The sequence below is a fragment of the Peribacillus sp. R9-11 genome (assembly GCF_031345095.1).
GTDB classification, from domain to species: Bacteria; Bacillota; Bacilli; order Bacillales; family DSM-1321; genus Peribacillus; species Peribacillus butanolivorans.
This window is the reverse complement of record NZ_CP133763.1, coordinates 2,702,542-2,726,712: the sequence shown is the minus strand read 5'-3', so window position 1 is coordinate 2,726,712 and position 24,171 is coordinate 2,702,542. Positions and strand designations below refer to the sequence as shown.

Below are 24,171 nucleotides of genomic sequence, written 5' to 3'. Positions count from 1 at the left end.
TCCGTAATTATGGAAACTCTATTAAAACAAGTTAAGGAGGTTTTGAATGTGAAAACGATAGCTGTTAGTGAAGACGAAATGCCCTATTTGCGTACTGGCAATGGCGAACCTTTAGTTCTCATTCATGGACTTGGTGAAATAAAGGAAGGATGGGAAAAACAGTTTGAATTAGCAGATCAGTATGACCTGATTGTTCCTGATTTAAGAGGTCATGGCAATAATCCAAGAATGGACGGAATAACGATTAAAAATTTCGCGAAGGATATTTTGTCCTTACTTGATGAATTAAAAATAGAAAGCGCACACATTTGTGGAATGTCAATGGGGGGTATTGTAGTACAGGAAATTTATCGGCAAGCATCAGAGAGATGCCTATCTTTAATTCTAGTCAGTACGTTTTATCATGCTCCAGTTCAATTAAGAACATTGTTTTTCCCTGTTCGAAAGGCACGAGCACTCTTGTTGTCTTCCGAGGAGCAAAAATTAATGGCTGCCAAAACTTGTTTATACTCTTGGAAACAGGAGAATATGGATGAGTTCTACAAGTTTTACAAACCAAACAAAGAAGGTTATGTAAAATCTATGGAAGCATGCCTTGAGGTCGATAATCGCTCTTTGTTGCCAGAAATAAAGGTTCCTACACTTGTTATTGGTTGTCAATATGATTCAATAATCCCAGTTTGGATACAGATCCTTATGCACGAGCTAATCCCTAATTCTAAATTAGTTATTCTTAAGAAATCAGGGCATATTGCAAAGCTTGAAGTAACAGAAAAATTTAATCATACATTGCGTCAATTTTTAAATGAAAACGGACTGACTGAAAAAGCTGGATAAATGGGAAGGAGTTCATCCTTCCCTCTACATTCTTTAATTGTTTCCTTTGGAACTGACAAGTTTGCGTCACTTTACAAAGAGCAACTTTACCTCTTTTAGTTCATTCTTTAAATTATTGATTTCATTATTCATCAATTCCATACGACTTTCTTTAAGTACAAGTCTCATCTCATTCAATACTTCTTTCAAGGAAGTGAAGTTACCTTTTTCATTCCATTTTTTTGATATGTTGTATGTTATGTCATCTAAATGATCTAGTTTAGTTTCATTCATAATATAATGCTTAGCAACATTAACTATCTCTTCTTTACTCATGTAATTCATGAAGTCCAACCAATATTTAATAATGGCTCTTTGGTCCTGGACTTGGTTTAGGTGTGACCCTACTAACTCTTCTACCAGCAATACGAATCGTTCGCAATTCGCCGTTTGTTTAATATGTTTATTCCACTCTTCTTCAAGCTTTTTATATTCAATATATGTCTCATTTTCCATACCTGGCATTCTATTCTCCTAATCTACTAACCCCTATGGTGTCCAGATTAAGCGTAATGTAGTATAGGATTTTAGTCAATTAGCAATTTTTGAAATATTTGGTACGATCACATAATAGAATCATATATAATGAATAAAATATTAATTACAGAAAAGAGGTATTTTCATGCCATTCGTAAATCATGCCAATGAAAGCCTTTACTATGAGGTTCACGGACAAGGTGATCCTTTATTGTTGATTATGGGGCTCGGCTATAACTCTTTATCCTGGCATAGAACGTTGCCCACTTTAGCTAAGCGCTTTAAAGTAATCGTTTTTGATAATCGTGGTGTTGGTAAGAGCAGTAAGCCTGAACAGCCATATTCTATTGAAATGATGGCTGAGGATGCAAGAGCGGTCCTTGATGCTGTTTCGGTTGACTCAGCACATGTATATGGGATTTCAATGGGTGGAATGATTGCCCAAAGGCTGGCAATCACTTATCCGGAACGTGTTCGTTCTCTTGTTCTAGGTTGTACCACTGCGGGTGGTACTACTCATATTCAACCTGCTCCAGAAATATCTACTTTAATGGTATCTCGAGCCTCCCTTACAGGTTCTCCAAGGGATAATGCCTGGTTAGCGGCACCCATAGTTTATAGTCAAGCTTTTATTGAGAAGCACCCTGAATTAATTCAGGAAGATATCCAAAAGCGAATAGAAATCATTAGTCCGCCAAGCGCATATCTGTCTCAACTACAAGCTTGTCTAACTCATGATACATCCAATGAACTTGATAAAATAAACATACCAACATTGATTATACACGGTGATGCAGATAATTTGGTTCCATATGAAAACGGTAAAATGTTAGCTGAACGTATTCAGGGTTCTCAGTTTCACACCGTATCCTGTGCAGGCCACATTTACATAACAGAAGCAGCTGAGGAAGCAAATGACAAAGTTATACAGTTTCTAGCTCATCAATAAAGTCAGCAAAAAGGATCTGTGGGGCGATTGCAACTGCTACAATACTTCCAGATCAAGCATAGGAAATTAGCGGATATCGCAATAAAATTACCTGGCTCACCAAAAGGTCAGTAAGAAGGCGATTATAAACCAATCCATCTAATGGGCTCTCTTGTTGAGCAAGCGCTTTTACTTTTCTACGATGCTGTCATCCTTAGATTTAAAGACAAAAAGAAATTGGATCCAATAAAATGTATGGACGACATGCCAATCAATGATGAAATAAAAAGTAAGATGTAAAAAACAGCAAGGAATTCTTCTAAATTCCTTGCTGTTTTTTGAATTAAGATAGTTGATTGAAGTTTATTTTAATGGAATTATTTTATTTTCAAACCTAACCCAAACATTTTATATATGGGCTAAAATCAAACATATCCTTCACTCCTTCTGATTATTAATTATATTCAGTTTAGTAATATGCAATAAACATGCCAGTTAAGGAATAAGATGTAAGGCTTTTTAGAACATCACAGTAAATAACCTTCCAAATTCTGTGTTATGATAAGTAAACGAAAATATTGATTAAATTTAGGAGGAAAGTATATATGCTTAAAATTATAAAGTTTTTAACTTTCTTTTTTATTTCAGGTACACTTTTTTTGTACCTTTATCCTCCTTTAGGGAGACGAGCGACTAAAGAAAAAATAAAAAGTTTCAGCACGAAGGAGAATTTTGTTGATGGGAAGTTCATCAACCAGATTCCTGCAAGTCAGGCGATGAGCCTCAAACATACAGGTTCGATACTACGGGATTATATAAAAGGAAATCCCAATAGGCGGCCCGACAATCCTATTCTGATTGAAACTAAAGAACATATGATAGGTGATTTCAATAAAATCACCTGGTTTGGACATTCTGCCTTCATGTTGGAGATGGATGGAAAAACCTTATTAGTGGATCCAATGTTTGGTAAGGCCCCCACTCCCTTTCCACTGTTTGGAAATAAGCGGTTTAGCAGGGACTTACCTATAGATTTGGAAAGACTTCCTCCAATCGATGCGGTTCTCCTATCACATGACCACTATGATCATTTAGATTATTACTCTATAAAGAAGTTAAAAGATAAGGTCGGTCAGTTCATTGTTCCACTGGGGGTTGGGGGCCATCTTGAAAGATGGGGCGTTAATAAAGAAAAGATTCAGGAGCATAATTGGTGGGATAAAGTTAATTACAACGGCCTGCATTTGGTTTGCACGCCTGCGAGACATTTTTCCGGAAGAAGTTTACGTGATGGCAATACAACTCTGTGGTGCTCCTGGGTAATTAACGGAAAACAAGACAAGATATTTTTTAGCGGGGACAGTGGGTATGGTACTCATTTCAAAGAAATTGGAGAAAAATTCGGTCCATTTGATCTTACATTAATGGAATGTGGCCAATATGATGAGCGCTGGTCCACCATCCATATGACGCCTGAAGAAACAGTTCAAGCAAACATCGATGTGCAAGGAAAACTAATGATTCCGATTCATTGGGCAGGGTTCACATTGTCATTTCATGACTGGACAGACCCAATTGAAAGGGTAACTAATGCGGCCAAAGAACATTCCGTTCAGGTTTCTACACCGCAAATAGGCGAACCAGTATTTATTGGAGTAAAAGAGTTCCCTCAAACAATATGGTGGAAGTAAAATCAGTCTATCCTAATTTGGGATAGACTGATTTTATTTATTTATTTAACTGTGTTCCTTCTTATTATAATAAAGATTCATTTTTATAGTATGATCTTTCTTTCCCCCAAAATAATTTGTTCCGATTACACCTAAAATGATAAGAACCGACCCGATTATATCGTAGGTTGTAATCTTTTCATTTAGAATAAGTGCTCCTGCCACTATCGTGACAACGGTGGAAAGGTTTGCAAAGACACTCATTTGTGACGCCTTGATTTCTGATAAAATGCTGTTAGATAGCAACGAAGTGACCAATGAGGCCAATATTCCTAAATACAAAATGGAACTGATGAATTCCATGCTCAACCATGGTGAAAGGAATTCCTGCATTGTTCCTTGGTTGATGTGGGAACTGATAGCGGCAATGTTAAAAATGACGAATCCTATTCCCATCATAAAAAAGGACATTTCACCTGGGGTATAATCTTTGGCTAGTGAACGGGTCATTGTCGTATAACATGCGGTAGCAATACAGGATAGAAGGATTAACACCATTCCGAGCATGTCGGAAAAATTGATTGAGCTCCCTTTCAATACAAAAATAAAAATGACACCCACTACCGATAAGACAATCGAAAGCTTCTGATATAAAGACGTTTTTTCCTTTAAAAAATATCCCGCTATCATCACCGTTATAATCGGAGTAACGGCTGATAAGATTCCAGCATCGGTGGATTGTGAGTATTTAAGTCCGAAAGCTTGAAAGGCAAAGAAAAGAGTTGGAAATAATAATGACAGCGGAACCAGTTTTTTTGCGGACTCCCACGTGTAATTTACTTTGATGACTTTAAAAGCAACTAATAATGATATGATGGCGAAGGAAACGCTGAATCGGAACGCCAATGTATCAAGTGGATTTGATTCAGAAATTGCCATTTTCGTGAATAAGAATGATAGGCCGACAATACTGGCATGAAATATGGCCAACATATATGCAAAAGAGGATTTCATAGATGCAGCTCCTCAACTAGACTACTATATATCCATTTTAGGTATAGTACCCCTTGTATCTGAATTGCAACCCAAGTTTAAAGGTAAAAGATACAGGTCCCACGATCCTCCCCTTAAATATTGCAGGTTATATTAAGCTTCAGTAATCTTATTATTCTTAGGAACGACAAAAATTGTTACGATTAGGGAGTTTTTTTACTCTTGGATATATCTTTTGGCTTTTATTTGGATGGTTCTAGTATTATATGAATGACTAAAACTAAGATTCCTTAAAAGGCAATAAGAAAAAGCTAATCCGTAGGTAAAGGATTTGCTTCTTCTGTTCTGCTTAAAATATAACTTGAAACAATTCCTAAGTACTTAACATTAAATCTTCTTTTAAATTTAGTATGTAAATTAAATTGGAACTAACTTCATAAAGTTAGTTCCAATTTCCATATGTGTAATACAATCTGATTTCTTCAAAGCAAATCAGGATATTTAATTTATTTTAGTGTGATACAAATTCAAACCCATTTAGGGTGAATGGTCGGTTGAAAATATGGTCTGCGGATTTTGATAATAAAAGGTATTCAGCAAAAAAGTTTACTTGGTAACATACCTCTTGTAGTCATACCTTTAATTATATTGAAAAGCTTCGATTTGTCGGAAACATGGTGGTATATCTCGAAGAAACCCAATAATGAATATCCTAGTCTAGATGTAGCATGACTTCATTTTCTTTAATAATGCTAGAATAGATGGAGATTCTGTAGCTAACTTTCAGTTATTATCACTATTTATTCACAAAATAATAGAAACGACCATTAAGACATTACTAAATAATGATTATTTTCCATTTTCACTTATGATAAAATTTCAAGGAGAAAGTGAGGTTTATATATGTTAGTGACCACTATTATATTTCTTTTGGCCGGTCTAGCTGAGATTGGTGGGGGTTATCTTATTTGGCTTTGGTTAAGAGATGGAAAATCCATTTATTTAGGATTTATTGGAGGAATCGTTTTAGTTTTATATGGCATCATTGCAACATTCCAAACGTTTCCAACTTTCGGGCGTGTATATGCTGCATATGGCGGTGTTTTTATTGTGTTATCGGTATTATGGGGATGGGGATCGATAAGAAAACGCCTGATTTATATGATTGGATTGGGGCTGCAATCTGTTTAATTGGGGTGTCTGTCATCATTTGGGCGCCGAGACATTAGAAGTAAAGGGCTTTAAAGCCCTTTACTTACTCAAAGCAGCCGATTGATTAAATATTTTTCGATCGTAAGCGTACGCAATATAAAATCTCATGTCCTCTCGGGAACATTATTTAGGTGTTACATATCTTCAGATAACCTTGGTATGAATGTTTTTCTAAACCAATTTCTTTTCCTTACTACTAACGGCCATATTGCTGGATTTTTCCTGTATAAACCAAATCGCAACTGCCGCGATAATGCATGGAATGGCAAATGCTAAGAAATTAACCTGCAATGACAATTTCATATCAAGCAAGACCCCGCAGAAAGTAGGAGCGATAATTCCACCTATTCTTCCTACACCTAATGCCCAGCCTACTCCAGTTGAACGGATTTCGTTAGGATAAAACTGTGATACATAAGCGTTCGTTACGATTTGTGTACCAGTTGTATTTCCTCCCGCAATGGCAATCAACACATAGAGCATAATCATGCTTGGTTTAAAGCTCAGCATCGTAAGTGCTGCAAACCCTATGACTAAGAAGGAAACCAGAACCACTTTAGATCCAAATCGATCAGCAAGCTTTCCTCCGACAATTGCCCCAGATACGGCGCCGAGGTTAAGTGTCACTAGGAATGCTAAGCTGGATCCTAATTCAAATCCTGCCCCTTCCATAATTTTTGGAAGCCATGTACTCAATCCGTACATCACAAACAGGCACATGAAAAAGGCGACCCAGAACATGATTGTACTAACTGTCCGACCATTTTTGAATAATTGTTTCACCGGGAAACCAGTAGAATCATTTTTACTTTTCTCATGAAGAACATAATGATCATTAGCAGTGTATTTTCGAGTTTACATCCACTTGATTCAGTACGTCCGTCAATTGGCTTTTTTGTTTTTTTAATATAAAATAATTCAATGATTCTGGTAACATTTTATAGAGAATCGGCATAAAGATCAGTGGAAGAGCACCAAGCCATACCACTGCGCGCCATTCAAAGTTCGGAATCAGATACATCGCACCTAATGATGCAACAACGCCACCTAATGCATGTCCACTGAACATAATAGCAACCAGTGTGCTACGGATTTTTTTCGGAGCATATTCAGTAATAATTGCTATTAGATTAGGCATGACTCCCCCCAATCCTAAACCTGCAACAAAACGTTGTATTCCAAAAGAAGTTGGTGTATCTGCAAACCCTGAAGTAAAAGTAAATATAGAAAAAATGACCGTACAAATTAAGATAACTTTCTTTCTTCCAAATTTATCAGCTATTGGTCCAAAGACTAACGCGCCTATCATCATTCCAAACAAAGCATAGCTGCTAAATAATCCTGCTTCTACAGCAGTGATTTTCCACTCAGTCATCAAAGATGGTAGGATTGTTCCAAGCATGAACATATCATATCCATCACAGATAATGATAAAGATACAACATAATAAAACCTGTAAATGAAAGCGGTTAAATTTTTGTTCATCAATCATTTCAGATACATGGATTGTGCGCATTTCCTTCGTCTCTTTCTTCTTTTCCTTTATTGACGAAAGTCTAAAGGAACATTCTAAGTTTTTTGAAACCAGCTAACCACCAAATTAAAAAATAACAACAAAGACTTAAATTACACTTATATAGAACTAAGTTCACTATATATTAACTTTATTTTTAGAATATTGTCAATTATAAAAGTTCGTCAAGGTTCATAGAATAGGAAAAACTTTTTATAAAAAAAGGCAAAAAAAAGCCCTCTAGTCAAAAGAGGACTTTTTTGAAAATAAAGAATTTAGGCATCTAATGCTTCTTTTCTCTTTCTTTTTTTAGATTCTGTTATAAGATCATACCCAAGATAAAGGATAATGACTGCGCCTAACAATTTAATATATAACGGAATATCCGCTACAAAGAAATATATCATTGAGAATAATGTTCCTATTATAGATAACCAAAAAATTAAATGTTTTAGAATTTTTTTCAAAGTAATGACTCCCTCTCAAAAGATGAGATTAATTATTCTAGTTCGCTCCACTTCAAGGAGGAATATTAATTATCCGTTCTTTCATTTTAACATTTATCCTTTAAATAATGGAGTAAATCATATTGCGAAATATGAACAATTAAGCAACTTTTAATAGAAATTTTATTATTGCTCTAATACTTAGACCACATTATTTATGATATCATTTATTTTTACAACCTATCATTGACAAATATACATTTTCCACTCCCCTAATAATAATTACTTTGTCATTTAAGGAATTTATAGATAATGGGGTTTACAATATAGTTTGCATCAGTCATCTATTGAATCTCATTTTTGTAATGATTACACTCTATCCAGACAGCACCCTTCGTTATTTAGAACATTGTGTCCTTTGAGCAGATCTGCGACGAAACTAATTATAAGAATAAGAAAGAAATTTAATTAGGAGCAACTATACAATCTCTCCTAACATAAAATTAACATGAAAATGGCAGCGTGGATATCTCCTACGCTGCCATTTTCATGTTAATTCTTACAGTATATTCATTTTATTGGAGTCTACCTTTATTTCTTCACTTTGTTTTGGTTGATTATTTTTATAATAAGCCATCTTAACTGGAACAAAGGATAAAGCAATCGCGGCAATAAGACCAGGAATAGCAAAAGCAATAAAATTCAATTGAATTGGTAACGAGATTGATAATAGGAATCCACCAAGGATGGGTCCGAGCATACCACCAATCCTTCCTATTCCAGATGCAACCCCAAGTGCAGTCGATCTAATATTTGGTGGATAGTACTGGGAAACATAGGCTTGTACAAGATTTTGGGCGCCAATCGTACAGGCCCCTGCAATCGCTACTAATGTGTAAATCATGAAGGAACTTCCACCCATTCCTAACAGTGTCAAACTAATTGCACCTAGCGCATACAACGGTACAAGCATTTTTTTAGAACCATATCTATCACAAAGCTTAGCTATTATAAGAGTACCTACGATAGCTCCACCTTGAAGAACGATTAAGAAACCTAGACTTGAATTCAAAGCATACCCCGCTTCAATCATTAGCTTTGGTAGCCATGTATTCAATCCATATACCATCAGTAGACACATGAAAAAGGCAACCCAGAACATCAAAGTACTTAGAGCGCGGGAATTTTTAAACAATCCGACAATCGGCAGTTTCTCATCTGATTTTTTCACTTCTACAATTTCGTCATGTATGGTGAAATTGCTATCAGGACTGACTTTGGATAATACTCTGATTAATTCCTCTTTTCTGTTAATTCTAATGAGATGTGTGGAGGTTTCTGGTAAATGCTTCATCATGATTGGTAGAAATAGTAAAGGTATGCCGGCAAACCAGAATATGGACTCCCAGCCTAATGAAGGCATAAGTAGGATACCTAGTATCGGGGCAAGCATCCCCCCGAATGAATAGCCGCATAATACAATCGAAACGACCATGCTTCTCATTGTTTTCGGGGCGTAATCCGTCAATAAAGCGATGACGTTCGGCATAATGCCTCCCAGTCCTAACCCCGCTAAAAATCGAAAAGTAGAAAATATAGTAGGTGTACTCGCAAATCCACATAGCAATGTAAATAAACTAAATAAAATCAATGAAATGGCAATGACGTTTTTTCTTCCAATCCGATCCGCTAATGTCCCAAAAAAGATGGCGCCGAACATCATACCGAATAGACCATAGCTTCCCATTGCTCCCGCTTCCACTGAAGTTAGATTCCACTCCTCTGTTAACACTGGTACAACCGTTCCATAAACGACAAGGTCGTACCCATCAAAAAGGATGATAATGAAACACCATGCCAACAAACCGAAATGAAAGCGGTTAAATTTACTGTTACTAATTACCTCTGTCGTGTTAATACTAGCCATAAAAAATTTCCCCTCTCTAGGTGACTATCAATATCCACATGATAGCGCTTACGGAATTGCTAATAAAAAAAATAACTTTTCACTAACTTTACACAAATAGTGAACCGAGTTATCTAATTGTTATTATAATAGGCAATTATCTGATATTTCAATAAAAATTTTCACAAATTAGTCATAAACATCAAAACACCAAAGCATAAGCCATCTTGAAATATAATGAATTCATGAGTGTAATGGAGAATTAAGATGATTTCGATTGAAATCGTTTCCAAGTTACCTGTATTAAAAAAATTTTTTTCACACTATAATACAACAACTATTTATTATAGATATGTTATTCAATAGCTCAACAGGATGAAAAAACAGAAAAAAACCAGTCCCTGATCGGAACTGGTTTCTAATTTTAAAGATAGAGCCGCCATTGCCGTATTCACGTAAGAAAGTTTTAAACCACCACTCCTCAAAGTGGGTGTTTGCAGAAACAATCCTGTTGTCCAAGTCAGTGACGAGGCATAACATTCCTGTTTCGATGTAAAACTCCCTATTACAGCTTAAAGGTTAAAACTTAATTATCATTACGAACAACGCAGCTTGTATAGTTATAATACATAAATTCATTCTCTCTTGCAAGACTAATAATTCCCAAGTAACAAAAAAATTTTTGTATTTCGTAATTAGTTATTGATTGCAATGAGACTCTAATAGTGGGTTCTGTAATCCTTCCATAAAAGACTATCTATGTAAAGACATTAATTTTTCCAAAAAAGTATAATATGTTATGTAACAAACATTATAATGAAGAAAGATCTATAGAATTTCATGTGATTTATAAGATATAGGAGGTAGAATCTAAAGGTTTTTAAAGTACTATTTATCCCTTTATATATATAGACTCTTACAATTAATAGTAATTTACATTTGCAAATGCTCGTCAGGGGTCTATAATATTATATATCAGATTTGATAGGAGTGACTAGCTATGCTTTCAAACATTGGTTTTCCTGGTTTAATTCTAATCTTTCTTTTAGCATTAATTGTCTTTGGGCCGAAAAAACTTCCTCAAATCGGACGCGCTGTAGGTACATCGCTTCGAGAGTTTAAGGATGCAACGAAGGGAATAACAGATGAAATTCAAGAGGAATTTAAAGAAGACGTTCAAGCTGCGAAAAAAGAATCGGTAAAATAAAAAAACAATGAAAAAGACGCCTGCACGCAGCAGGCGTCTTTGATGCGTTTGAGGCGGGAACCGTCAGGCCACATCCCGACGTTTAGCTTAAAAAGCATGTTCTTCGACTTACACAAATTAGCTCATCGCTTTATTAATATAACATTTATCCTTTATTATTTCAAGAGAATTATTGAAACTCTTTAAAGAAATTTCATTGTTGTAAGTTGTTAGTGTAAAACCGTTTCTTTTTGTAATTGGTTATAAATTAATAAAAAACCATGTAATTTTATCCTGCTAACCCGGGTTGATGTTTTATAATTAAATATTCTATCGAGGAAACTTTTCAGATATAAAAATTAATATCTATATTCTTCACTGGCAAAAAATAGGCATTAGCCTTCTTGAAAAGATACTACACTCCTTTTTGCACCATCTTTTAGACGACCTCTCTCCTATTTACTTTTAAAATCCAACATATTGTTTATTACTGATTAACTTCAACTCCATTTAAAATAGCTTTATCATTGTTGTTCAAGCTTCAATATATACTTGCCACTTTTATTTCAACCATAACACTGCATATTAGTCTTAAACTACTTTGACTTTCTCCACCTTTAATTTAGAGTTAAACAAAAAAACACTCCGATGAGTGTTTTTTTAAAATTATTATTTTTCCTGCTGATTAAGATTGGAATGTTTTCGAGAATAAACAAAGTAAATCACGATACCAATAGCCATCCAAATTAAGAAGCGTATCCATGTATGGCTACCTAGTTGTAACATAAGGAATACACAAAAAACGATGGCTAAACCTGGCACAAGCGGTACGGCCGGACAATAGAATGCACGTTTCATATCTGGTCTTGTTTTACGTAAAACGATTACCGCTACCGAAATCATCGTAAACGCTGTTAACGTTCCGATATTAACCAATTCGGCCAATTCACCAAGTGGTACAAAGGCTCCTAGTAAGGCTGCAATTATACCAAACATCCATGATGCCGCATAAGGCGTATTATATTTCTTATGAAGTTTTGATAAAGATTTAGGCATCAATCCATCACGTGACATCGCAAACATGATACGAGTTTGTCCATATAACATAACCAAAATGACCGTTGTCATTCCAATAAAGGCTCCAAGGTCAATAATTCCTGCAATCCAATTCTGGCCTGCACTTTGTAGTACTAAAGAAATCGGGTGATCCAGTGCCGTTGCGAACTGAGCATACGGTACCACACCTGTCATAATTAAACTAACAATCATATAAAGTACAACACAAATAATCAATGAACCGATTATTCCTCGTGGTAAATTCTTTCCTGGATCTCTTGTTTCCTCAGCTGCAGATGCTACTGCATCAAAGCCGATAAATGCAAAGAACATTAAAGCGGCTGTAGAAAATACTCCACTGATTCCGAATGGCATGAATGGCTGCCAGTTTTCAGGTTTCACATAGTAAATAGAAGAGACGATAAACAGCAAAACAACGATCACTTTAATAACAACCATACTGTTGTTGATCCTGGTTGTTTGTTTCGTACCTCTAGAAATCAATAAAGTAATAGCCATAACTATTATAAAGGCTGGCAAGTTCATATAAGTTGTAACACCCTCAATTGAACCAGGTGCTGCCGTTAGCTTCTCCGGGAAGTTAATCCCGAATCCACCTAAAAACGATTGGAAATAACCAGACCAGCCGGCCGATACGGCACTAACCGCCAATAAGTATTCAAGGATTAAATCCCACCCTATAATCCAGGCAGCAAATTCACCTAGTGTTGCATAGGCATAAGTGTAAGTTGAACCAGATACCGGCACGGATGATGCAAATTCAGCATATGAAAGTGCTGCGAATAAACAAGCAAGACCGGCAATGACAAACGATAACGAAAGCGCCGGACCAGCATTAACTGCTCCAGTTCCCGTTAATACAAAAATACCAGTGCCAATTATTGCTCCAATTCCAAGCATCGTTAAATCCCAAGCACCTAGTTCCCTTTTCAACCCCTTACTGTTGGAACCAGCGTTTTTCAATAAGTCCTCAATAGACTTCTTTCTAAAAATACTCATGTTTTCTCCTCCGCAAATTTAAAAAACTATTCAGAAAATAACAAATAAATGAATTCACTTACTTTTTATAGTAGAGAATTTTCGACAAAATCCAACAATTCCTGAATTATCTGACTTTCAAATTATACGTATTAAACCCTTATACGTCAATGGTTTTATTATAGTAGAATTTCTATTTTGAAAATTCGCTGAATATCTCTAGTGATTTTTCGACATAATTCTCAATCCAATATTTAGGCGCATTTACATATAGAACGTTAAAATAAATATCAAAATTTTAGAATCTTATATGAATGGATTTGACAAATCCTGAGCTGGGATACCTACTTACCCTTTTAAATCTTAATTTGATCCTATTTTCCAATATACCCAAATTTTAGATAGAGACTCCAGTTTATGTTCCCTACTCTTATTATTATGGAATAATACACCATAATTATTCTATCCATTCAAGAACTAAACGTTTGACGGAATCGATGTACATCTCTATACTTATTAAGTCTAAAAAGTACGGGAAATATGCTTAATTGGAGATGGTGACTTTCATGGATTTTACGATTACCTATCTGTCTTTTTATTTAATACAGGTTGAAGGAAAAGGCGATCAGGCTGATAAACGATTTAAACATTTTCAAACACTCGATACCCAGGAATACGAAGAAAGTCCTTTAAAGGATTTTTTGGATGGGGAATTGATGAAAATCTCCAAACGAAAAGTAGACCGTCATCCAAAAACTGAACAAATACCCACAAAAATCGGTTCTTTTATTGTTGAAGAAGGCCATGCACTTGATTCCAATCCTAATTACAATGTATTTAACCGTGTCCGCTTTGCCGGTACAAAAGAAGTCTTCCAGCAGGAAAATGAACAATTCGCTCAGTCTTATATAGATACAAGTGCAGTGCGTGGCGGAGTCTTCCTAGTCGCATCTGCTAAATTAACGAAATATCTAGATGAACCGTTCGTCTTCTTATTAAAATGTGATTTCGAGCCGAAGGTTGCTTCTATTTCAGATGAACGAACACTAATTCGACACGTTGAAATGGCAATCACCACTAAAAATATGAAATCCATCCAATACCCCTACATGCCCGAAGAAGGAATGGTAGAGGAAGCCGAACTGAAAATCCACCAGGCTTCACATGCTCGCTACTTTGAAGACTTTTTGAAATTCGTCGAATATGGTGAATCGATGCCGGAAATCATGAAAAACCAAGTCATCCACATGGTTCATGAACATGTATCCGCCCAATTCGAAGAAAACAGTGACGAACTGCAGAAATTCGAACAGGACCTGGAAATCTGGGAAACTAGCGATAAACGTGAAATCCAAGAACGTCTTGAAACCCACCAAGTCGTCGAAGCTACTGCCCAGATTGTTGAGCATACACCTGAAGCCGAACTGCGCATGAAGCTTGGGAGTACATCTATCAAAGGACTTCTAGCCGATTTTGGGGAAAGCATTCATTTAGGGAAGATTAATGGGAAGTATGTATTGATGATAGAAGCCGATTCAATTCAGTTCGATAAAGGCGTTTCGCCGATTGAATTTCACAGGCCGGATGATTTGCAAATTTTAGTAGAAAAAATTCTAAATAAAAGTTAATAATAGCCCGAGTCACAAGAAAATATGATCTTTTGTGACTCGGAACGTGACTCTAGAGTCACACTATACCTGTGTTGTATCCCGATTATGGCGGTCTTTGTGACTGCCTATTTTTTATTTTTCTTCTATTAAATAAGGTTATCTTGTTTGTCTTACACCACCTCCCTTATGTAACTAAGTCACTGCTTCAAATTTTTGAATTGCCCCTTGTCTGCTACGTTTGTAAAGATTCTTTTTTATTTCTTTTTAAGAAGATAATTTTCTGTAGGAAGCGAATAATACATCAACAACTACTTTTGAAGCTTGCCTTTCACCTTTCCTATCATGCTTTTCAAGTTGTTTTTCTAATTCAGCTATTTCTATTTTGTTTCTGTGATAATTTCATCGAGGATATCAGAGGCAAGTGTAATGGAAAGAAGACTGTTATTCATAAGTTAATCACCCTGTATTCACAGATGTACTCATTTGCAGACCATTTAGGAAACTCTTCTGTGTACCACTGAACAACACCCTCGGCAGTTTCAACGTTGTATGTAAATACCTGTTCCTGCTACATAATCATGTAGGTCTTCAATAGAAGCTAATTGATATTCGAATCCTGCTTGCATTTCATTTTCGAATACAATCCATTGTGCAGTGTTATCAGTAATAAATACCTTTTTAGCTTCGATTGTTTGAGTTGTCATTTTGGTTATCCCCTTTTAATTTCAATTTTTGCGAACTTTATCGTGAACCCGACACTTGATTATGTAAATGACTCGGAGTTTAAATCGGAGTCCTCTTGTCTACCATTGACTCCCTGATAAAGTGGGAATCCTCAAATTTGAGTTCTCACCTTCAAAGGGGAAAACTTTCGGACAAATGTGTCCATAACTTCCTAATTACACTTGTTCCTGACTCAATTGATACTTAAGTCTTTTACCTGCAGCTTTGTCTGTTACGTTGGATAGAACGGTTAAGGTCATTTAATTCACCTCTCACTGACAACGTTTTGTTGTTGTTAAATAAAGTGTATTACGACTACGTTCAATTGTCAACAACATTCCGTAGTTATTAACTACTTTTTGTAGTCAATATTTTTCTATGTGATATAATTGATTTATGTAGAAGGAAAAGGTGGGTTAATCATGGGGATCAGAGTTAAATCTAATTTAAAAAAGATTCTTGATGAGAGAAATATATCTATAAGACAGTTAGCTTCCATGACTGATTTGAAATTTGAAACATTAAGAAGACTATATAATGACGATACAAAACAATATCAAAGAGACACTATCGGTAGGATTTGCGAAGTATTAGACATTCAAATTAATGACATATTGGTACTAATTGAAGATAATAAATAAGAAAACCACCAATCTTAACTGGTGGCTTCTGTATAAATAGGTATTTTATTGTAAATAATACTCATTAACACTAGCTTTTCTTTTTCTTTGAGTTTCCCCTCTTTGAGCTAAGGAATAAACCTTAGCTTTTTTTGTTCTTATTATACTTTTTATTGTTATTGTATATATCAATAATCATTTTTGCCATTTGTGCAATATTTTATTGTTTTTTTTAAGTAATCTTTCTTCTTTTTTAGTCCACTTTTTTACCATGAAATAACCCTTTCAATTAGACTACTTATTTTTATTTTTATCGTACAGGAATATACTTCTACATCTGTCATATCGACATCATCAAAATTAACTTTTTTAGTTTTTTATCCAATTATTACTCACTCTTATCTAATATTTGTGATTTTTTAATCTTAACTTTTTCCTCTATTTGTTTAAAATAATCTGCTGCCTTATTATCATCACCACAAAATTTTGCTAAAAATAATTTTCTTCCTATCGTATCTAGTTCATGATCATTAAATCCTCCATCAAATTGTTTGAAGTAGGCATCACTAAGCATTTGAGCCATTCTCTTCAAATCTGGTTTTCCTGTTTCCCATGCAAGCCCAACACCCTCTACGTAGGTATAATTATCTTTGTTTGCTTCATCTACTCCCATTATATTCCTTATCTTTTCAATTTCTTCCGTATCCATCTTCTTATTTACTTTCTTAACCATCTATAAACACTCCCTTGTTGTTAGATTCTTTCACTCCTTCCCTACATAATAATTTCCAAACAAAATAGTTTATATTCACTTTTCATTTAATTTTCTATAAAAATAGTAATACGTAAAATTATATAAAATATGAGAATAATACGTAAATTTATATAATAGAAGAAAGATGGAATTCCCAATAAAACACCTTCAATCTTTTACCTCTACCGCTACAAGATCCTCAAAATTCACCCTAATAATATGCCCCTTTTCTTTCTCCAACTCCAGATGAATTACTTTTGTAAACGGTTCTAACCTATGAACTAAGCCGACATAATCCCAATCAAAACCATCTTCCCATACAGTAAACTTTATAGTGGAACTGAACTCCATAGCAGCGTGTATTTTGTTCTCAAACTCCTCCAACTGGTATTCATCTAATGCTGGTTTTTGTTGTCGGTAGTAATCCTTATTAACAGCATTCAATAATTTTACGTATTCAGGTAACATCATTGCAGGTTGCCATTTAAGCTTTCCACGATCTTTTATAGACATAAAAACAACTCCATTCATTCTATAAATACATTATAGAACATTTGTTCTTAATTTGGTCAAAAAAAAAGAAGAGAAAAATTTCCCTTCTTAAAGATGACGTAGATATTTTTCCTGTAACAATGTTTTAATTAACCCCTCTAAATCCTGATTACCCTCTTCAGTAGCAGTACCAATTCCCTCTATATGAGTGTATTCTTCAGTATCTACAATTTTTAAGCCTTCTAGGTTGCGCATGTTTATCCCTCCAAATATCAATCGATAGACGTCAAAATTACATTATTCAGTTTTTCAAATTTCTTTATTGCAAATTGGATTGCTTCTTCTTCACTATATTTTTCACGGCACAACTTCACAGGCATACAATCCTCAGCCATTAAGAATACATGATCATCAAATAACTGTAAGTTAGCCTTTATATTACCGATTCGCTCAAAACTCAATTTCACAAAACCAACCTCCCTCATAGCCTATATATTCATTATATAGGTAAAAAGTCCTCGTGACAGTATTGTGAATAAATTAGCAATTATTTTTTAATTGTGACAGAAAACGTAAAAAACACCCCTTAAATAGAGTGTTTCTTTTGTATTTCAGATTCAATTCGATTAATCACCTTACTCATATTCCTGTTTATTGTACTACCACTAAACCGCAGCGTTACCCATCCCTTTGATCTTAAATATTTATCTCTTCTTCTGTCGTGAGCTTTTTGTTTTGGTGATGAATGGTAGGCCTTTCCGTCACATTCAATGGCTATACGGTACTCTGGCAGTGCTAAATCAAGTCTATATGGACTCATAGGATATTGCGCTGTAGCTTTGTAATCCCTCATCCATAATGCTTTCAATACCCTCTTCTCGATAGGACTTTCGCACTTATCCAATTCCTCAAAGTATGGTGGAATGTGTTGATCCACCTTCACTCCCCTGCTTCTTCGTATGTCCAAGCCTAGAAAGACAAACCCTGATATGACTAGTCCAAAAAACACGATATATTCTACCATTGTAAATAAATTTCCCCTTTCTCGTAGGTACAAGCAACATCTACGAACTTTCTACATATCATTTATCAAAGTAGATACGATTCCTTTATTGAATCACCTACTGATTATCTAAAATAAATCAAATAATTACCGACTGATCAGTTACTTTGTTTTTACTTATTATCATTACCAATGAAAAACAAGTTTAATCCTTTGGTATGACTGAAGCAAAGAAATTTGTTAAGAGTGAACGGAGTAAGGGATTAAGGGGGAGCGCGAGGGGGATTTAGTTAATTCATAATTGATTGAGTATTTAAAAGGAGGAATATTTCTTATGAGAAGAAAGCATACTATTGAGTTGATTTCATTTATGGATAGAAGTTTTAAGGATAAAAAGAAGGTAAAAAGGAAAGCCAGTCCGAATATTAACCTATATTCAGTCAGTCCACTTATGTTATTAGACCCTACAATTTGTCTAATGGGCGTTGGGCTTGTATCCATTGCCCTCTTGGAAAAGTTTTTTGAACAACAGGGCAATTATGACGTAGCTGAAGCACTTCACACAGGATTTAATATTGCTATTCCTTGTGTTGCATTCGGATTGATATGGAAACTAATGATTGCTGTTAGTGGTGCGTTCCTATGATGAAAATGTGGAGAGCTAAAATGAAGCTGCGAGGTTCGTTGATGAGGGCATTTAAGCTGGGTGGAATCCATAAGCACACTACAATGCAATCAAAGACGTATACACGCTATCCCAAGATTCATGATGTCCATATTGATGAGGAAAATGAAGCCGTTCGATTTACATTTACTTTACCCGATGGTGCTAATCCTGAATTAGTTTTGAAACAAGAATGGGTATTCAAACAGTGCTTTGGAAATAACATTGAAATTGAAGGTAAAATTAAAAAGTTTATCCTGTGGTGTTATGCGAAGGACATGGAAACTGATATTGATTTTGATTTTAAAAAGATTCAGCCTCATTGTAAGGATAAAATAATCCCTATTATGTGCGGTGTAGATAGGTCAGGTAAGATGACTGTAAAGGACATGGCAGAAGAACATCATATGTTGCTCACAGGAACTACTGGAAGTGGTAAGAGTTCTTTAATTAGGGGAATATTGACCTCTTTAATCCTGCATAAGTCACCAGATGAAATACAATTCTTACTTGGTGATTTAAAGTTTTCGGAATTTGGGATATACAGACGACTTCCTCATGTAATGGGTGTTTTTATGGATGCCAAGGCATTATTACCACCACTTCAAAGAATTGCGAAGGAAATGGAACGTAGAGGTAAATTACTCGACAAGTTAGACGTAGAGAGTATTTATGAATTAAAAGATAAGCCACCTACAATTATAGTGTGTATTGATGAGGTTATATTGCTCAAAGATAAACCAAAAATAATGAAAATAATTGAAAGTATATCCTGTATTGGTAGGTCTAATGGAGTTTATCTGATGTTGTCAATGCAACGTGGCGATGCGAAGTCATTAGGTGGACAATTGAAAAATAACCTTACCTTTAGAATATCAGGTAAACAGTCAGATGAAACGAATGCAAAAATAAGTGGATTGAAGCAATCAGTTGACTTAGATACTGCAGGTAGGATGATACTTTCAACTAAAGAAGGGGAAATAATGATTCAAGTCCCTTACATGAACAAGAAAAAAGCTAAAGGATTACTTGATCCATTAAAAGTGAAACAAGAAAAACTAGAACTTAAAGACGTCGAAGATCGAAAGGTAAATGAATTTTCTATAGATGAGGTGTTCGATAGTGAACCAAAGGGATAAAGCCATTATTAACGATTTAAGGCAATTCAGAATGATGTCAAGAAACCAAATTGTTGAATTGCATTTTAAGCACCTTAAGAATCCTATAAATTCTTGTAATAGCGTTTTAAAACGTTTAACAAGAGATAACTTTATCAAATGCAGTACCCTTCACTCTCCATACGTTTACTTCAACTCTGACTGCAACATTAGACCAGACTCAACAAAAATCCCCCACTTCCTTGAACTTGTCGATACTGTCATTGAAATGAAAGCACATAGGGAAACCAAAAACCTTATGATTGAGCCTAAATATGGAGATAAAGGAACAATAGAACCAGACATCTTTTCTATCTGGTTTAACCCTATATTTATCGAAGTTCAACGCAATGTTTATACGAAGGAAGTCATGCAAAAGAAAATTGATCTTTATGAAGATTATTATGATACAGGCGATTGGAAAGATGAACCCTGGCAAAAACCAGACAAAAAGGTATTCCCATCTATCCTAATTATTACCCCTACTCGATATGCAGTTAAAAGTACAAAACTTGAAATCTATCAATCCCCTTCTATTTCTGATTTTATAGAAAGCAGGTCTGGTGAATCAACACTTCAAATCAAACCTAAACCTGTTAAAAATGTAATTCAATCAAATGGTGGATCATTGAAGCTGAAAAAGTAAAATTTATTTACAAATTATATCCATAACTGTTAATATTTATAATATAAAATAGGTTATTATACCTAAACCTAGAGGAGGATTTTATGGAGAAACTTTTTGAAATAAGTTATGAAAAGTTGTCACAAACTAAAAAAGTTTATCTTAAAAACGTACCTGAAATAGTTTTATTTGAGATAGCAGAAGATGTTTTGGATAAAAAAGTCCAAATGACTAGTAAGTCTGAGCTAATTGAAGACTACAAAACAACGATTTATTCCTTTTCTAATTATTCTAGGGGCCTTCAACTCAAAATAAGAGTTTCTGAAATTGTAGTTTACGACTCATACCAAGAGTATCTATAAGGAGATAATTATGAGAAGAGATATGGATCTTATTAGAGAAATTTTACTTGAAATTGAAAGTAAGGAAAGTGAAACATCTTGGGTCACGGTTTCATTTGAAGGATATTCAGAGCAAGAGGTAAATTATCATGTAAAGCTACTAAGCCAAGAAGGATTAATAAAAGCTAAGCCCTACATGTCGGGACATATGATACAAAATTTGACTTGGCAGGGACATGATTTTATTGAAGATGCTAAAAATGAAACAGTATGGATTAAAGCAAAAGAATTTATAAAAGAAAAAGGAGGCTCTGCTTCTCTCTCAGTTATGACAGAAGTATTAAAATCATTTGCGTTAAAACATTTTAATGTGGAATAATATCTATTTTTCCATTATATGAGAAAAGTAGAGTTACTTATAGAAGTTTTTTTAAAAAAGCCCCTACTCAAAAAGAGTAAGGGTTAATTTTATGTAATCATGTTATGAAAGGTAGTTTATAATAAATATAGAAATATATAACAAGGAGAAGATAATTTATGAAGAAATTATTAATTGTAAGTTTTGCTGCTTTAATGTTAGCAGCCTGTGGAAATGAAGAAAAAACTAGTGAACCTGCGAAGGATACAGTAAAAAACGTGTCAAATGAGGTTGTTAATGAAACAACTAACGAAGATGAGGAAGTTGAATCTAAAGAAAATAATAGTCTTAAAGAATCGCTATCTGTTGATGAATTTAACGCAAGGTTTAAGCAAGATTCAGAGGAAAAACAATATCCAAACGGTAAGTTTCAGTTAAAAGATGGATCAATAGTTAACGCAGATAAGTTTAACTATGAAGGAAATAGCATGTTTGACTATGCAACTGTAATTTTCTTTGGGGGTAAGATTGCACACATGCAAGTTGATACTGAGTCATCGATAGAAGATATTGAAAAGGGACTTGGAATTTCTTTTAAAGATGCTAGAGTTGAAGAGTATAAGTATGGAAGTGGTTATGAAGTTATTTTCAATGAAACGTTTGCAGATGAAAATATAGCAGTACTTCCTAATGAATGGGATTAATAAAATGAAGACTATTACTATAAAAGAATTGAAACATAAAAGTGTTTTAACTATTAGTGGAAGTAATGGAGAACTCATTAGGAAAATAGATCTAATACGAGGTTATGAATATATTTTAAACCCTTTGAATCCGAACATGCATAAAAATCGAGATAGGAAAGTAGTTTTTGTAAAGATAGAAACTGATAAAAGAGGGATATATGGCAAAGTTAAGTATCTTGATACATCCCGGCCAGGTAAAGTTGAAATTAGTGATTTAGATACCTTTCTGTAATTTTAATTGATTTGGTTGTTTTAAAGGAAAGTTTATTGAGAGTAATTTAATACATACTGAGTTTTAATGTAAGGAGGAAAATAATAATGACTGATAGAGAAAAAGCTATTGAGGCTGTAATGAAGTTTTTGGGAGATAGAACGAGTCGAATATTATTGGTAAGAGGCTATGATAATGACGCTAAGGTCAGGGTGATTCTCTCTTGTTTGAATAAAGAGTTTGACAAGGGAATAATAAGAACCAGTTCTATGACCGATATATCATCCCATATTAATCGTGCTTTTAATAAAAATCTATTACCCAGTGCAATTAAATCAACAGCAAATTATAGCTTGGGGAGTATGACTGTCAATATAAATAGTTATACAAGTCGTACAAAAAATAATCCAAGAGGCAATGAAGATACTTTTACTTTATTTCACCCTGTGCAAACAGTTCTAGATGATTCGAAAAGATATGAAAATTTTTTAAATGATATAAAGAATACTAATTCAAGAAAAATAATATTAAGTACTACAAATGAATGGAGTATAAAGGATTGGGATATTGAAGACCATGTCGATGAAGTGTTCTTTTATGAAGTAGAAAATGATAATCCTGATATAATGAGAAATTTAAGGTTTAATGGCGCAGTATAAAAATATGGTCAATATAATTAAATGACAATTCTATAGGAAATAAAAAAAGCCCCTCTCGATTAAGAGAAGGGCTTTTTATCCTGGAGTATCACTGAAGTGACACTTATATTGTATCCATTAATTTATTTAATATTCCCTTAAATTTAAAAGAGCCCCTCTTAGCTAAGAGAAGGGCTTTAATCAGGAGGCTACTTTGGGTACTCAATCTATTTTATTCAATTACTTTTTATTCATTCTTATTGAATAAAAAAACCCTCTCAAACAAGAAGGCCTTTTTAAAATTAAACGATCACAGTTTGATATCCTTTTTTATTCAATTCTGCAGCCAGTTTCTCAGCATTTTTCTTATCTGAAAAAGAGCCAACTTGAACCTTGTGTAACTTTTTTTTCTTTTCAACAGGCTTAGCATCTTCTTTCAACTTTTTACCCGATAACGTTTCAGCTATAGCCTTACAACATTTATCGAAGTTCTTTTTGTATGCATCAGCGTTGGTTTTAGTATCGACAAAGCATACTTCAATTAGAATGGCCGGTTTAGCTGTTCCTTTTAGGAATCCGAGATCCGTTCTCTTCTTAGCTCCACGGTCTTTAATACCAATTGCTTCAGAAATAGCTTTTGATACTTTTGCAGCTAATGCTTTATTTTCGTCACCATAATAAAGAACCTCGGTACCACCAGTTTCCTTTGTACCAGCATTAAAATGTACAGATACATCTAAATCACGACTTTTGCTATTGTGATATTTTACAATTGTATTGATATTATCCCGTTGAGTTTTTGACGTATCATCATTAAATGTATGTACTTTACAATCCAGTTCTTTTAGATATTCGGCAACATTCGGTACTACCTTCCTAGCTTCATTAACCTCATCTAGATACCCACTAGCACCACGAACTGTTTTGGCGTGTCCACTTGAAATAACGAATTCATTCAATTTAAATT

General features: G+C 34.5%; 28 protein-coding genes, 1 other RNA gene and 1 pseudogene. 15 read left to right on the top strand and 15 right to left on the bottom strand.

Annotated elements, in window-relative coordinates:
• Positions 1-48: 48 nt before the first annotated feature.
• Positions 49-837, top strand: coding sequence for an alpha/beta fold hydrolase (locus tag RE409_RS13380; RefSeq protein ID WP_309559167.1), 789 nt, complete (start codon positions 49-51; stop codon positions 835-837).
• Between the two features lie 66 nt (positions 838-903).
• Here the strand turns inward: RE409_RS13380 and RE409_RS13375 are convergent, their stop codons facing one another.
• Positions 904-1,341, bottom strand: a complete 438-nt coding sequence (locus tag RE409_RS13375) for a hypothetical protein (RefSeq protein ID WP_309559166.1) — start codon at positions 1,339-1,341, stop codon at positions 904-906.
• Positions 1,342-1,498: 157 nt separating this feature from the next.
• Between RE409_RS13375 and RE409_RS13370 the strand changes: the two genes are divergently transcribed.
• Both RE409_RS13370 and RE409_RS13365 read left to right on the top strand, forming a co-directional pair.
• Complete coding sequence (locus RE409_RS13370; RefSeq protein ID WP_309559164.1) at positions 1,499-2,302, top strand: alpha/beta fold hydrolase; 804 nt, start codon at positions 1,499-1,501, stop codon at positions 2,300-2,302.
• A gap of 584 nt (positions 2,303-2,886) precedes the next feature.
• Positions 2,887-3,972, top strand: a complete 1,086-nt coding sequence (locus RE409_RS13365) for an MBL fold metallo-hydrolase (protein ID WP_309559163.1) — start codon at positions 2,887-2,889, stop codon at positions 3,970-3,972.
• A 45-nt stretch (positions 3,973-4,017) separates the two neighbouring features.
• Here RE409_RS13365 and RE409_RS13360 read toward each other — a convergent pair whose 3' ends face one another.
• On the bottom strand, positions 4,018-4,965 hold the full coding sequence (locus tag RE409_RS13360; protein ID WP_309559162.1) for a DMT family transporter: 948 nt from the start codon (positions 4,963-4,965) through the stop codon (positions 4,018-4,020).
• Positions 4,966-5,847: 882 nt separating this feature from the next.
• On the opposite strand from RE409_RS13360, the pseudogene RE409_RS13355 reads away from it, so the two are divergent.
• A pseudogene (locus tag RE409_RS13355) lies at positions 5,848-6,173 on the top strand (YnfA family protein).
• 154 nt (positions 6,174-6,327) lie between these two features.
• On the opposite strand, the gene RE409_RS13350 reads toward RE409_RS13355, so the two are convergent.
• The 5 genes from RE409_RS13350 to ssrS all read right to left on the bottom strand — a co-directional run bounded on the left by RE409_RS13350 (position 6,328) and on the right by ssrS (position 10,638).
• Positions 6,328-6,939 (bottom strand): MFS transporter, encoded by a 612-nt coding sequence (locus tag RE409_RS13350; RefSeq protein ID WP_309559161.1) that lies wholly within the window; start codon positions 6,937-6,939, stop codon positions 6,328-6,330.
• A gap of 52 nt (positions 6,940-6,991) precedes the next feature.
• Entirely contained in the window at positions 6,992-7,672 is a 681-nt protein-coding gene (locus RE409_RS13345; RefSeq protein ID WP_309559160.1) for an MFS transporter, read from the bottom strand.
• Positions 7,673-7,944: 272 nt separating this feature from the next.
• Positions 7,945-8,136: a hypothetical protein gene (locus RE409_RS13340; protein WP_309559159.1), complete on the bottom strand. Its 192-nt coding sequence runs from the start codon at positions 8,134-8,136 to the stop codon at positions 7,945-7,947.
• A gap of 538 nt (positions 8,137-8,674) precedes the next feature.
• Positions 8,675-10,042, bottom strand: coding sequence for an MFS transporter (locus tag RE409_RS13335; RefSeq protein ID WP_309559158.1), 1,368 nt, complete (start codon positions 10,040-10,042; stop codon positions 8,675-8,677).
• Positions 10,043-10,450: 408 nt separating this feature from the next.
• Positions 10,451-10,638: non-coding RNA, 6S RNA (gene ssrS, locus RE409_RS13330), on the bottom strand.
• Between the two features lie 383 nt (positions 10,639-11,021).
• On the opposite strand from ssrS, the gene RE409_RS13325 reads away from it, so the two are divergent.
• Complete coding sequence (locus RE409_RS13325; protein ID WP_201180600.1) at positions 11,022-11,228, top strand: twin-arginine translocase TatA/TatE family subunit; 207 nt, start codon at positions 11,022-11,024, stop codon at positions 11,226-11,228.
• Between the two features lie 648 nt (positions 11,229-11,876).
• Here the strand turns inward: RE409_RS13325 and RE409_RS13320 are convergent.
• Positions 11,877-13,283, bottom strand: coding sequence for a branched-chain amino acid transporter BcaP (locus tag RE409_RS13320; protein WP_309559157.1), 1,407 nt, complete (start codon positions 13,281-13,283; stop codon positions 11,877-11,879).
• A 545-nt stretch (positions 13,284-13,828) separates the two neighbouring features.
• On the opposite strand from RE409_RS13320, the gene RE409_RS13315 reads away from it, so the two are divergent.
• A complete protein-coding gene (locus tag RE409_RS13315) occupies positions 13,829-14,890 on the top strand; it encodes a DUF3900 domain-containing protein (RefSeq protein WP_309559155.1) in 1,062 nt (353 codons plus the stop codon).
• Between the two features lie 521 nt (positions 14,891-15,411).
• On the opposite strand, the gene RE409_RS13310 is transcribed toward RE409_RS13315, so the two are convergent.
• Positions 15,412-15,576 (bottom strand): hypothetical protein, encoded by a 165-nt coding sequence (locus RE409_RS13310; protein WP_309559154.1) that lies wholly within the window; start codon positions 15,574-15,576, stop codon positions 15,412-15,414.
• 441 nt (positions 15,577-16,017) lie between these two features.
• Between RE409_RS13310 and RE409_RS13305 the strand changes: the two genes are divergently transcribed.
• Entirely contained in the window at positions 16,018-16,236 is a 219-nt protein-coding gene (locus RE409_RS13305) for a helix-turn-helix domain-containing protein (RefSeq protein ID WP_309559153.1), read from the top strand.
• A gap of 367 nt (positions 16,237-16,603) precedes the next feature.
• Here the strand turns inward: RE409_RS13305 and RE409_RS13300 are convergent, their stop codons facing one another.
• The 5 genes from RE409_RS13300 to RE409_RS13280 form a co-directional block, all read right to left on the bottom strand.
• Entirely contained in the window at positions 16,604-16,948 is a 345-nt protein-coding gene (locus RE409_RS13300; protein WP_309559151.1) for a hypothetical protein, read from the bottom strand.
• 189 nt (positions 16,949-17,137) lie between these two features.
• A complete protein-coding gene (locus RE409_RS13295) occupies positions 17,138-17,482 on the bottom strand; it encodes a YolD-like family protein (RefSeq protein WP_309559150.1) in 345 nt (114 codons plus the stop codon).
• 87 nt (positions 17,483-17,569) lie between these two features.
• Positions 17,570-17,716 carry a hypothetical protein gene (locus RE409_RS13290; RefSeq protein WP_309559148.1) on the bottom strand — a complete coding sequence of 49 codons (147 nt, stop codon included), beginning with the start codon at positions 17,714-17,716 and terminating at the stop codon, positions 17,570-17,572.
• A 17-nt stretch (positions 17,717-17,733) separates the two neighbouring features.
• The gene (locus RE409_RS13285) at positions 17,734-17,928 is read right to left on the bottom strand and encodes a hypothetical protein (RefSeq protein ID WP_309559147.1); all 195 of its coding nucleotides are present in this window, start codon (positions 17,926-17,928) and stop codon (positions 17,734-17,736) included.
• 119 nt (positions 17,929-18,047) lie between these two features.
• Positions 18,048-18,485: an endonuclease domain-containing protein gene (locus RE409_RS13280; protein ID WP_309559146.1), complete on the bottom strand. Its 438-nt coding sequence runs from the start codon at positions 18,483-18,485 to the stop codon at positions 18,048-18,050.
• 313 nt (positions 18,486-18,798) lie between these two features.
• Here RE409_RS13280 and RE409_RS13275 point away from each other — a divergent pair, with 313 nt between their 5' ends.
• The 8 genes from RE409_RS13275 (at position 18,799) to RE409_RS13240 (ending at position 23,225) form a co-directional block, all read left to right on the top strand.
• On the top strand, positions 18,799-19,110 hold the full coding sequence (locus RE409_RS13275) for a hypothetical protein (RefSeq protein WP_309559144.1): 312 nt from the start codon (positions 18,799-18,801) through the stop codon (positions 19,108-19,110).
• Complete coding sequence (locus RE409_RS13270) at positions 19,107-20,267, top strand: FtsK/SpoIIIE domain-containing protein (RefSeq protein ID WP_309559143.1); 1,161 nt, start codon at positions 19,107-19,109, stop codon at positions 20,265-20,267. Before RE409_RS13275 ends, RE409_RS13270 begins: the two co-directional genes overlap by 4 nt.
• A gap of 247 nt (positions 20,268-20,514) precedes the next feature.
• On the top strand, positions 20,515-20,931 hold the full coding sequence (locus RE409_RS13265; protein WP_309559141.1) for a hypothetical protein: 417 nt from the start codon (positions 20,515-20,517) through the stop codon (positions 20,929-20,931).
• 83 nt (positions 20,932-21,014) lie between these two features.
• Entirely contained in the window at positions 21,015-21,272 is a 258-nt protein-coding gene (locus RE409_RS13260) for a hypothetical protein (protein WP_309559140.1), read from the top strand.
• 10 nt (positions 21,273-21,282) lie between these two features.
• Positions 21,283-21,630 carry a DUF2513 domain-containing protein gene (locus RE409_RS13255; protein WP_309559139.1) on the top strand — a complete coding sequence of 116 codons (348 nt, stop codon included), beginning with the start codon at positions 21,283-21,285 and terminating at the stop codon, positions 21,628-21,630.
• A gap of 158 nt (positions 21,631-21,788) precedes the next feature.
• Positions 21,789-22,313, top strand: coding sequence for a hypothetical protein (locus RE409_RS13250; protein WP_309559138.1), 525 nt, complete (start codon positions 21,789-21,791; stop codon positions 22,311-22,313).
• 4 nt (positions 22,314-22,317) lie between these two features.
• Entirely contained in the window at positions 22,318-22,587 is a 270-nt protein-coding gene (locus RE409_RS13245; RefSeq protein WP_309559137.1) for a hypothetical protein, read from the top strand.
• Positions 22,588-22,673: 86 nt separating this feature from the next.
• A complete protein-coding gene (locus RE409_RS13240) occupies positions 22,674-23,225 on the top strand; it encodes a hypothetical protein (RefSeq protein ID WP_309559136.1) in 552 nt (183 codons plus the stop codon).
• A gap of 281 nt (positions 23,226-23,506) precedes the next feature.
• On the opposite strand, the gene RE409_RS13235 is transcribed toward RE409_RS13240, so the two are convergent.
• A complete protein-coding gene (locus tag RE409_RS13235) occupies positions 23,507-24,163 on the bottom strand; it encodes an N-acetylmuramoyl-L-alanine amidase (RefSeq protein WP_309559135.1) in 657 nt (218 codons plus the stop codon).
• Between the last annotated feature and the right edge of the window lie 8 nt (positions 24,164-24,171).

Excerpts from the sequence above, each read along its gene's own strand:
- RE409_RS13375 (WP_309559166.1), bottom strand. The coding sequence starts at position 1,341 with ATGCCAGGTATGGAAAATGAGACATATATTGAATATAAAAAGCTTGAA.
- RE409_RS13370 (WP_309559164.1), top strand. The coding sequence starts at position 1,499 with ATGCCATTCGTAAATCATGCCAATGAAAGCCTTTACTATGAGGTTCAC.
- RE409_RS13365 (WP_309559163.1), top strand. The coding sequence starts at position 2,887 with ATGCTTAAAATTATAAAGTTTTTAACTTTCTTTTTTATTTCAGGTACA.
- RE409_RS13360 (WP_309559162.1), bottom strand. The coding sequence starts at position 4,965 with ATGAAATCCTCTTTTGCATATATGTTGGCCATATTTCATGCCAGTATT.
- RE409_RS13345 (WP_309559160.1), bottom strand. The coding sequence starts at position 7,672 with ATGCGCACAATCCATGTATCTGAAATGATTGATGAACAAAAATTTAAC.
- RE409_RS13335 (WP_309559158.1), bottom strand. The coding sequence starts at position 10,042 with ATGGCTAGTATTAACACGACAGAGGTAATTAGTAACAGTAAATTTAAC.
- RE409_RS13325 (WP_201180600.1), top strand. The coding sequence starts at position 11,022 with ATGCTTTCAAACATTGGTTTTCCTGGTTTAATTCTAATCTTTCTTTTA.
- RE409_RS13320 (WP_309559157.1), bottom strand. The coding sequence starts at position 13,283 with ATGAGTATTTTTAGAAAGAAGTCTATTGAGGACTTATTGAAAAACGCT.
- RE409_RS13315 (WP_309559155.1), top strand. The coding sequence starts at position 13,829 with ATGGATTTTACGATTACCTATCTGTCTTTTTATTTAATACAGGTTGAA.
- RE409_RS13310 (WP_309559154.1), bottom strand. The coding sequence starts at position 15,576 with ATGACAACTCAAACAATCGAAGCTAAAAAGGTATTTATTACTGATAAC.
- RE409_RS13305 (WP_309559153.1), top strand. The coding sequence starts at position 16,018 with ATGGGGATCAGAGTTAAATCTAATTTAAAAAAGATTCTTGATGAGAGA.
- RE409_RS13300 (WP_309559151.1), bottom strand. The coding sequence starts at position 16,948 with ATGGTTAAGAAAGTAAATAAGAAGATGGATACGGAAGAAATTGAAAAG.
- RE409_RS13295 (WP_309559150.1), bottom strand. The coding sequence starts at position 17,482 with ATGTCTATAAAAGATCGTGGAAAGCTTAAATGGCAACCTGCAATGATG.
- RE409_RS13290 (WP_309559148.1), bottom strand. The coding sequence starts at position 17,716 with ATGCGCAACCTAGAAGGCTTAAAAATTGTAGATACTGAAGAATACACT.
- RE409_RS13280 (WP_309559146.1), bottom strand. The coding sequence starts at position 18,485 with ATGGTAGAATATATCGTGTTTTTTGGACTAGTCATATCAGGGTTTGTC.
- RE409_RS13275 (WP_309559144.1), top strand. The coding sequence starts at position 18,799 with ATGAGAAGAAAGCATACTATTGAGTTGATTTCATTTATGGATAGAAGT.
- RE409_RS13270 (WP_309559143.1), top strand. The coding sequence starts at position 19,107 with ATGATGAAAATGTGGAGAGCTAAAATGAAGCTGCGAGGTTCGTTGATG.
- RE409_RS13265 (WP_309559141.1), top strand. The coding sequence starts at position 20,515 with ATGAAAGCACATAGGGAAACCAAAAACCTTATGATTGAGCCTAAATAT.
- RE409_RS13260 (WP_309559140.1), top strand. The coding sequence starts at position 21,015 with ATGGAGAAACTTTTTGAAATAAGTTATGAAAAGTTGTCACAAACTAAA.
- RE409_RS13255 (WP_309559139.1), top strand. The coding sequence starts at position 21,283 with ATGAGAAGAGATATGGATCTTATTAGAGAAATTTTACTTGAAATTGAA.
- RE409_RS13250 (WP_309559138.1), top strand. The coding sequence starts at position 21,789 with ATGAAGAAATTATTAATTGTAAGTTTTGCTGCTTTAATGTTAGCAGCC.
- RE409_RS13245 (WP_309559137.1), top strand. The coding sequence starts at position 22,318 with ATGAAGACTATTACTATAAAAGAATTGAAACATAAAAGTGTTTTAACT.
- RE409_RS13240 (WP_309559136.1), top strand. The coding sequence starts at position 22,674 with ATGACTGATAGAGAAAAAGCTATTGAGGCTGTAATGAAGTTTTTGGGA.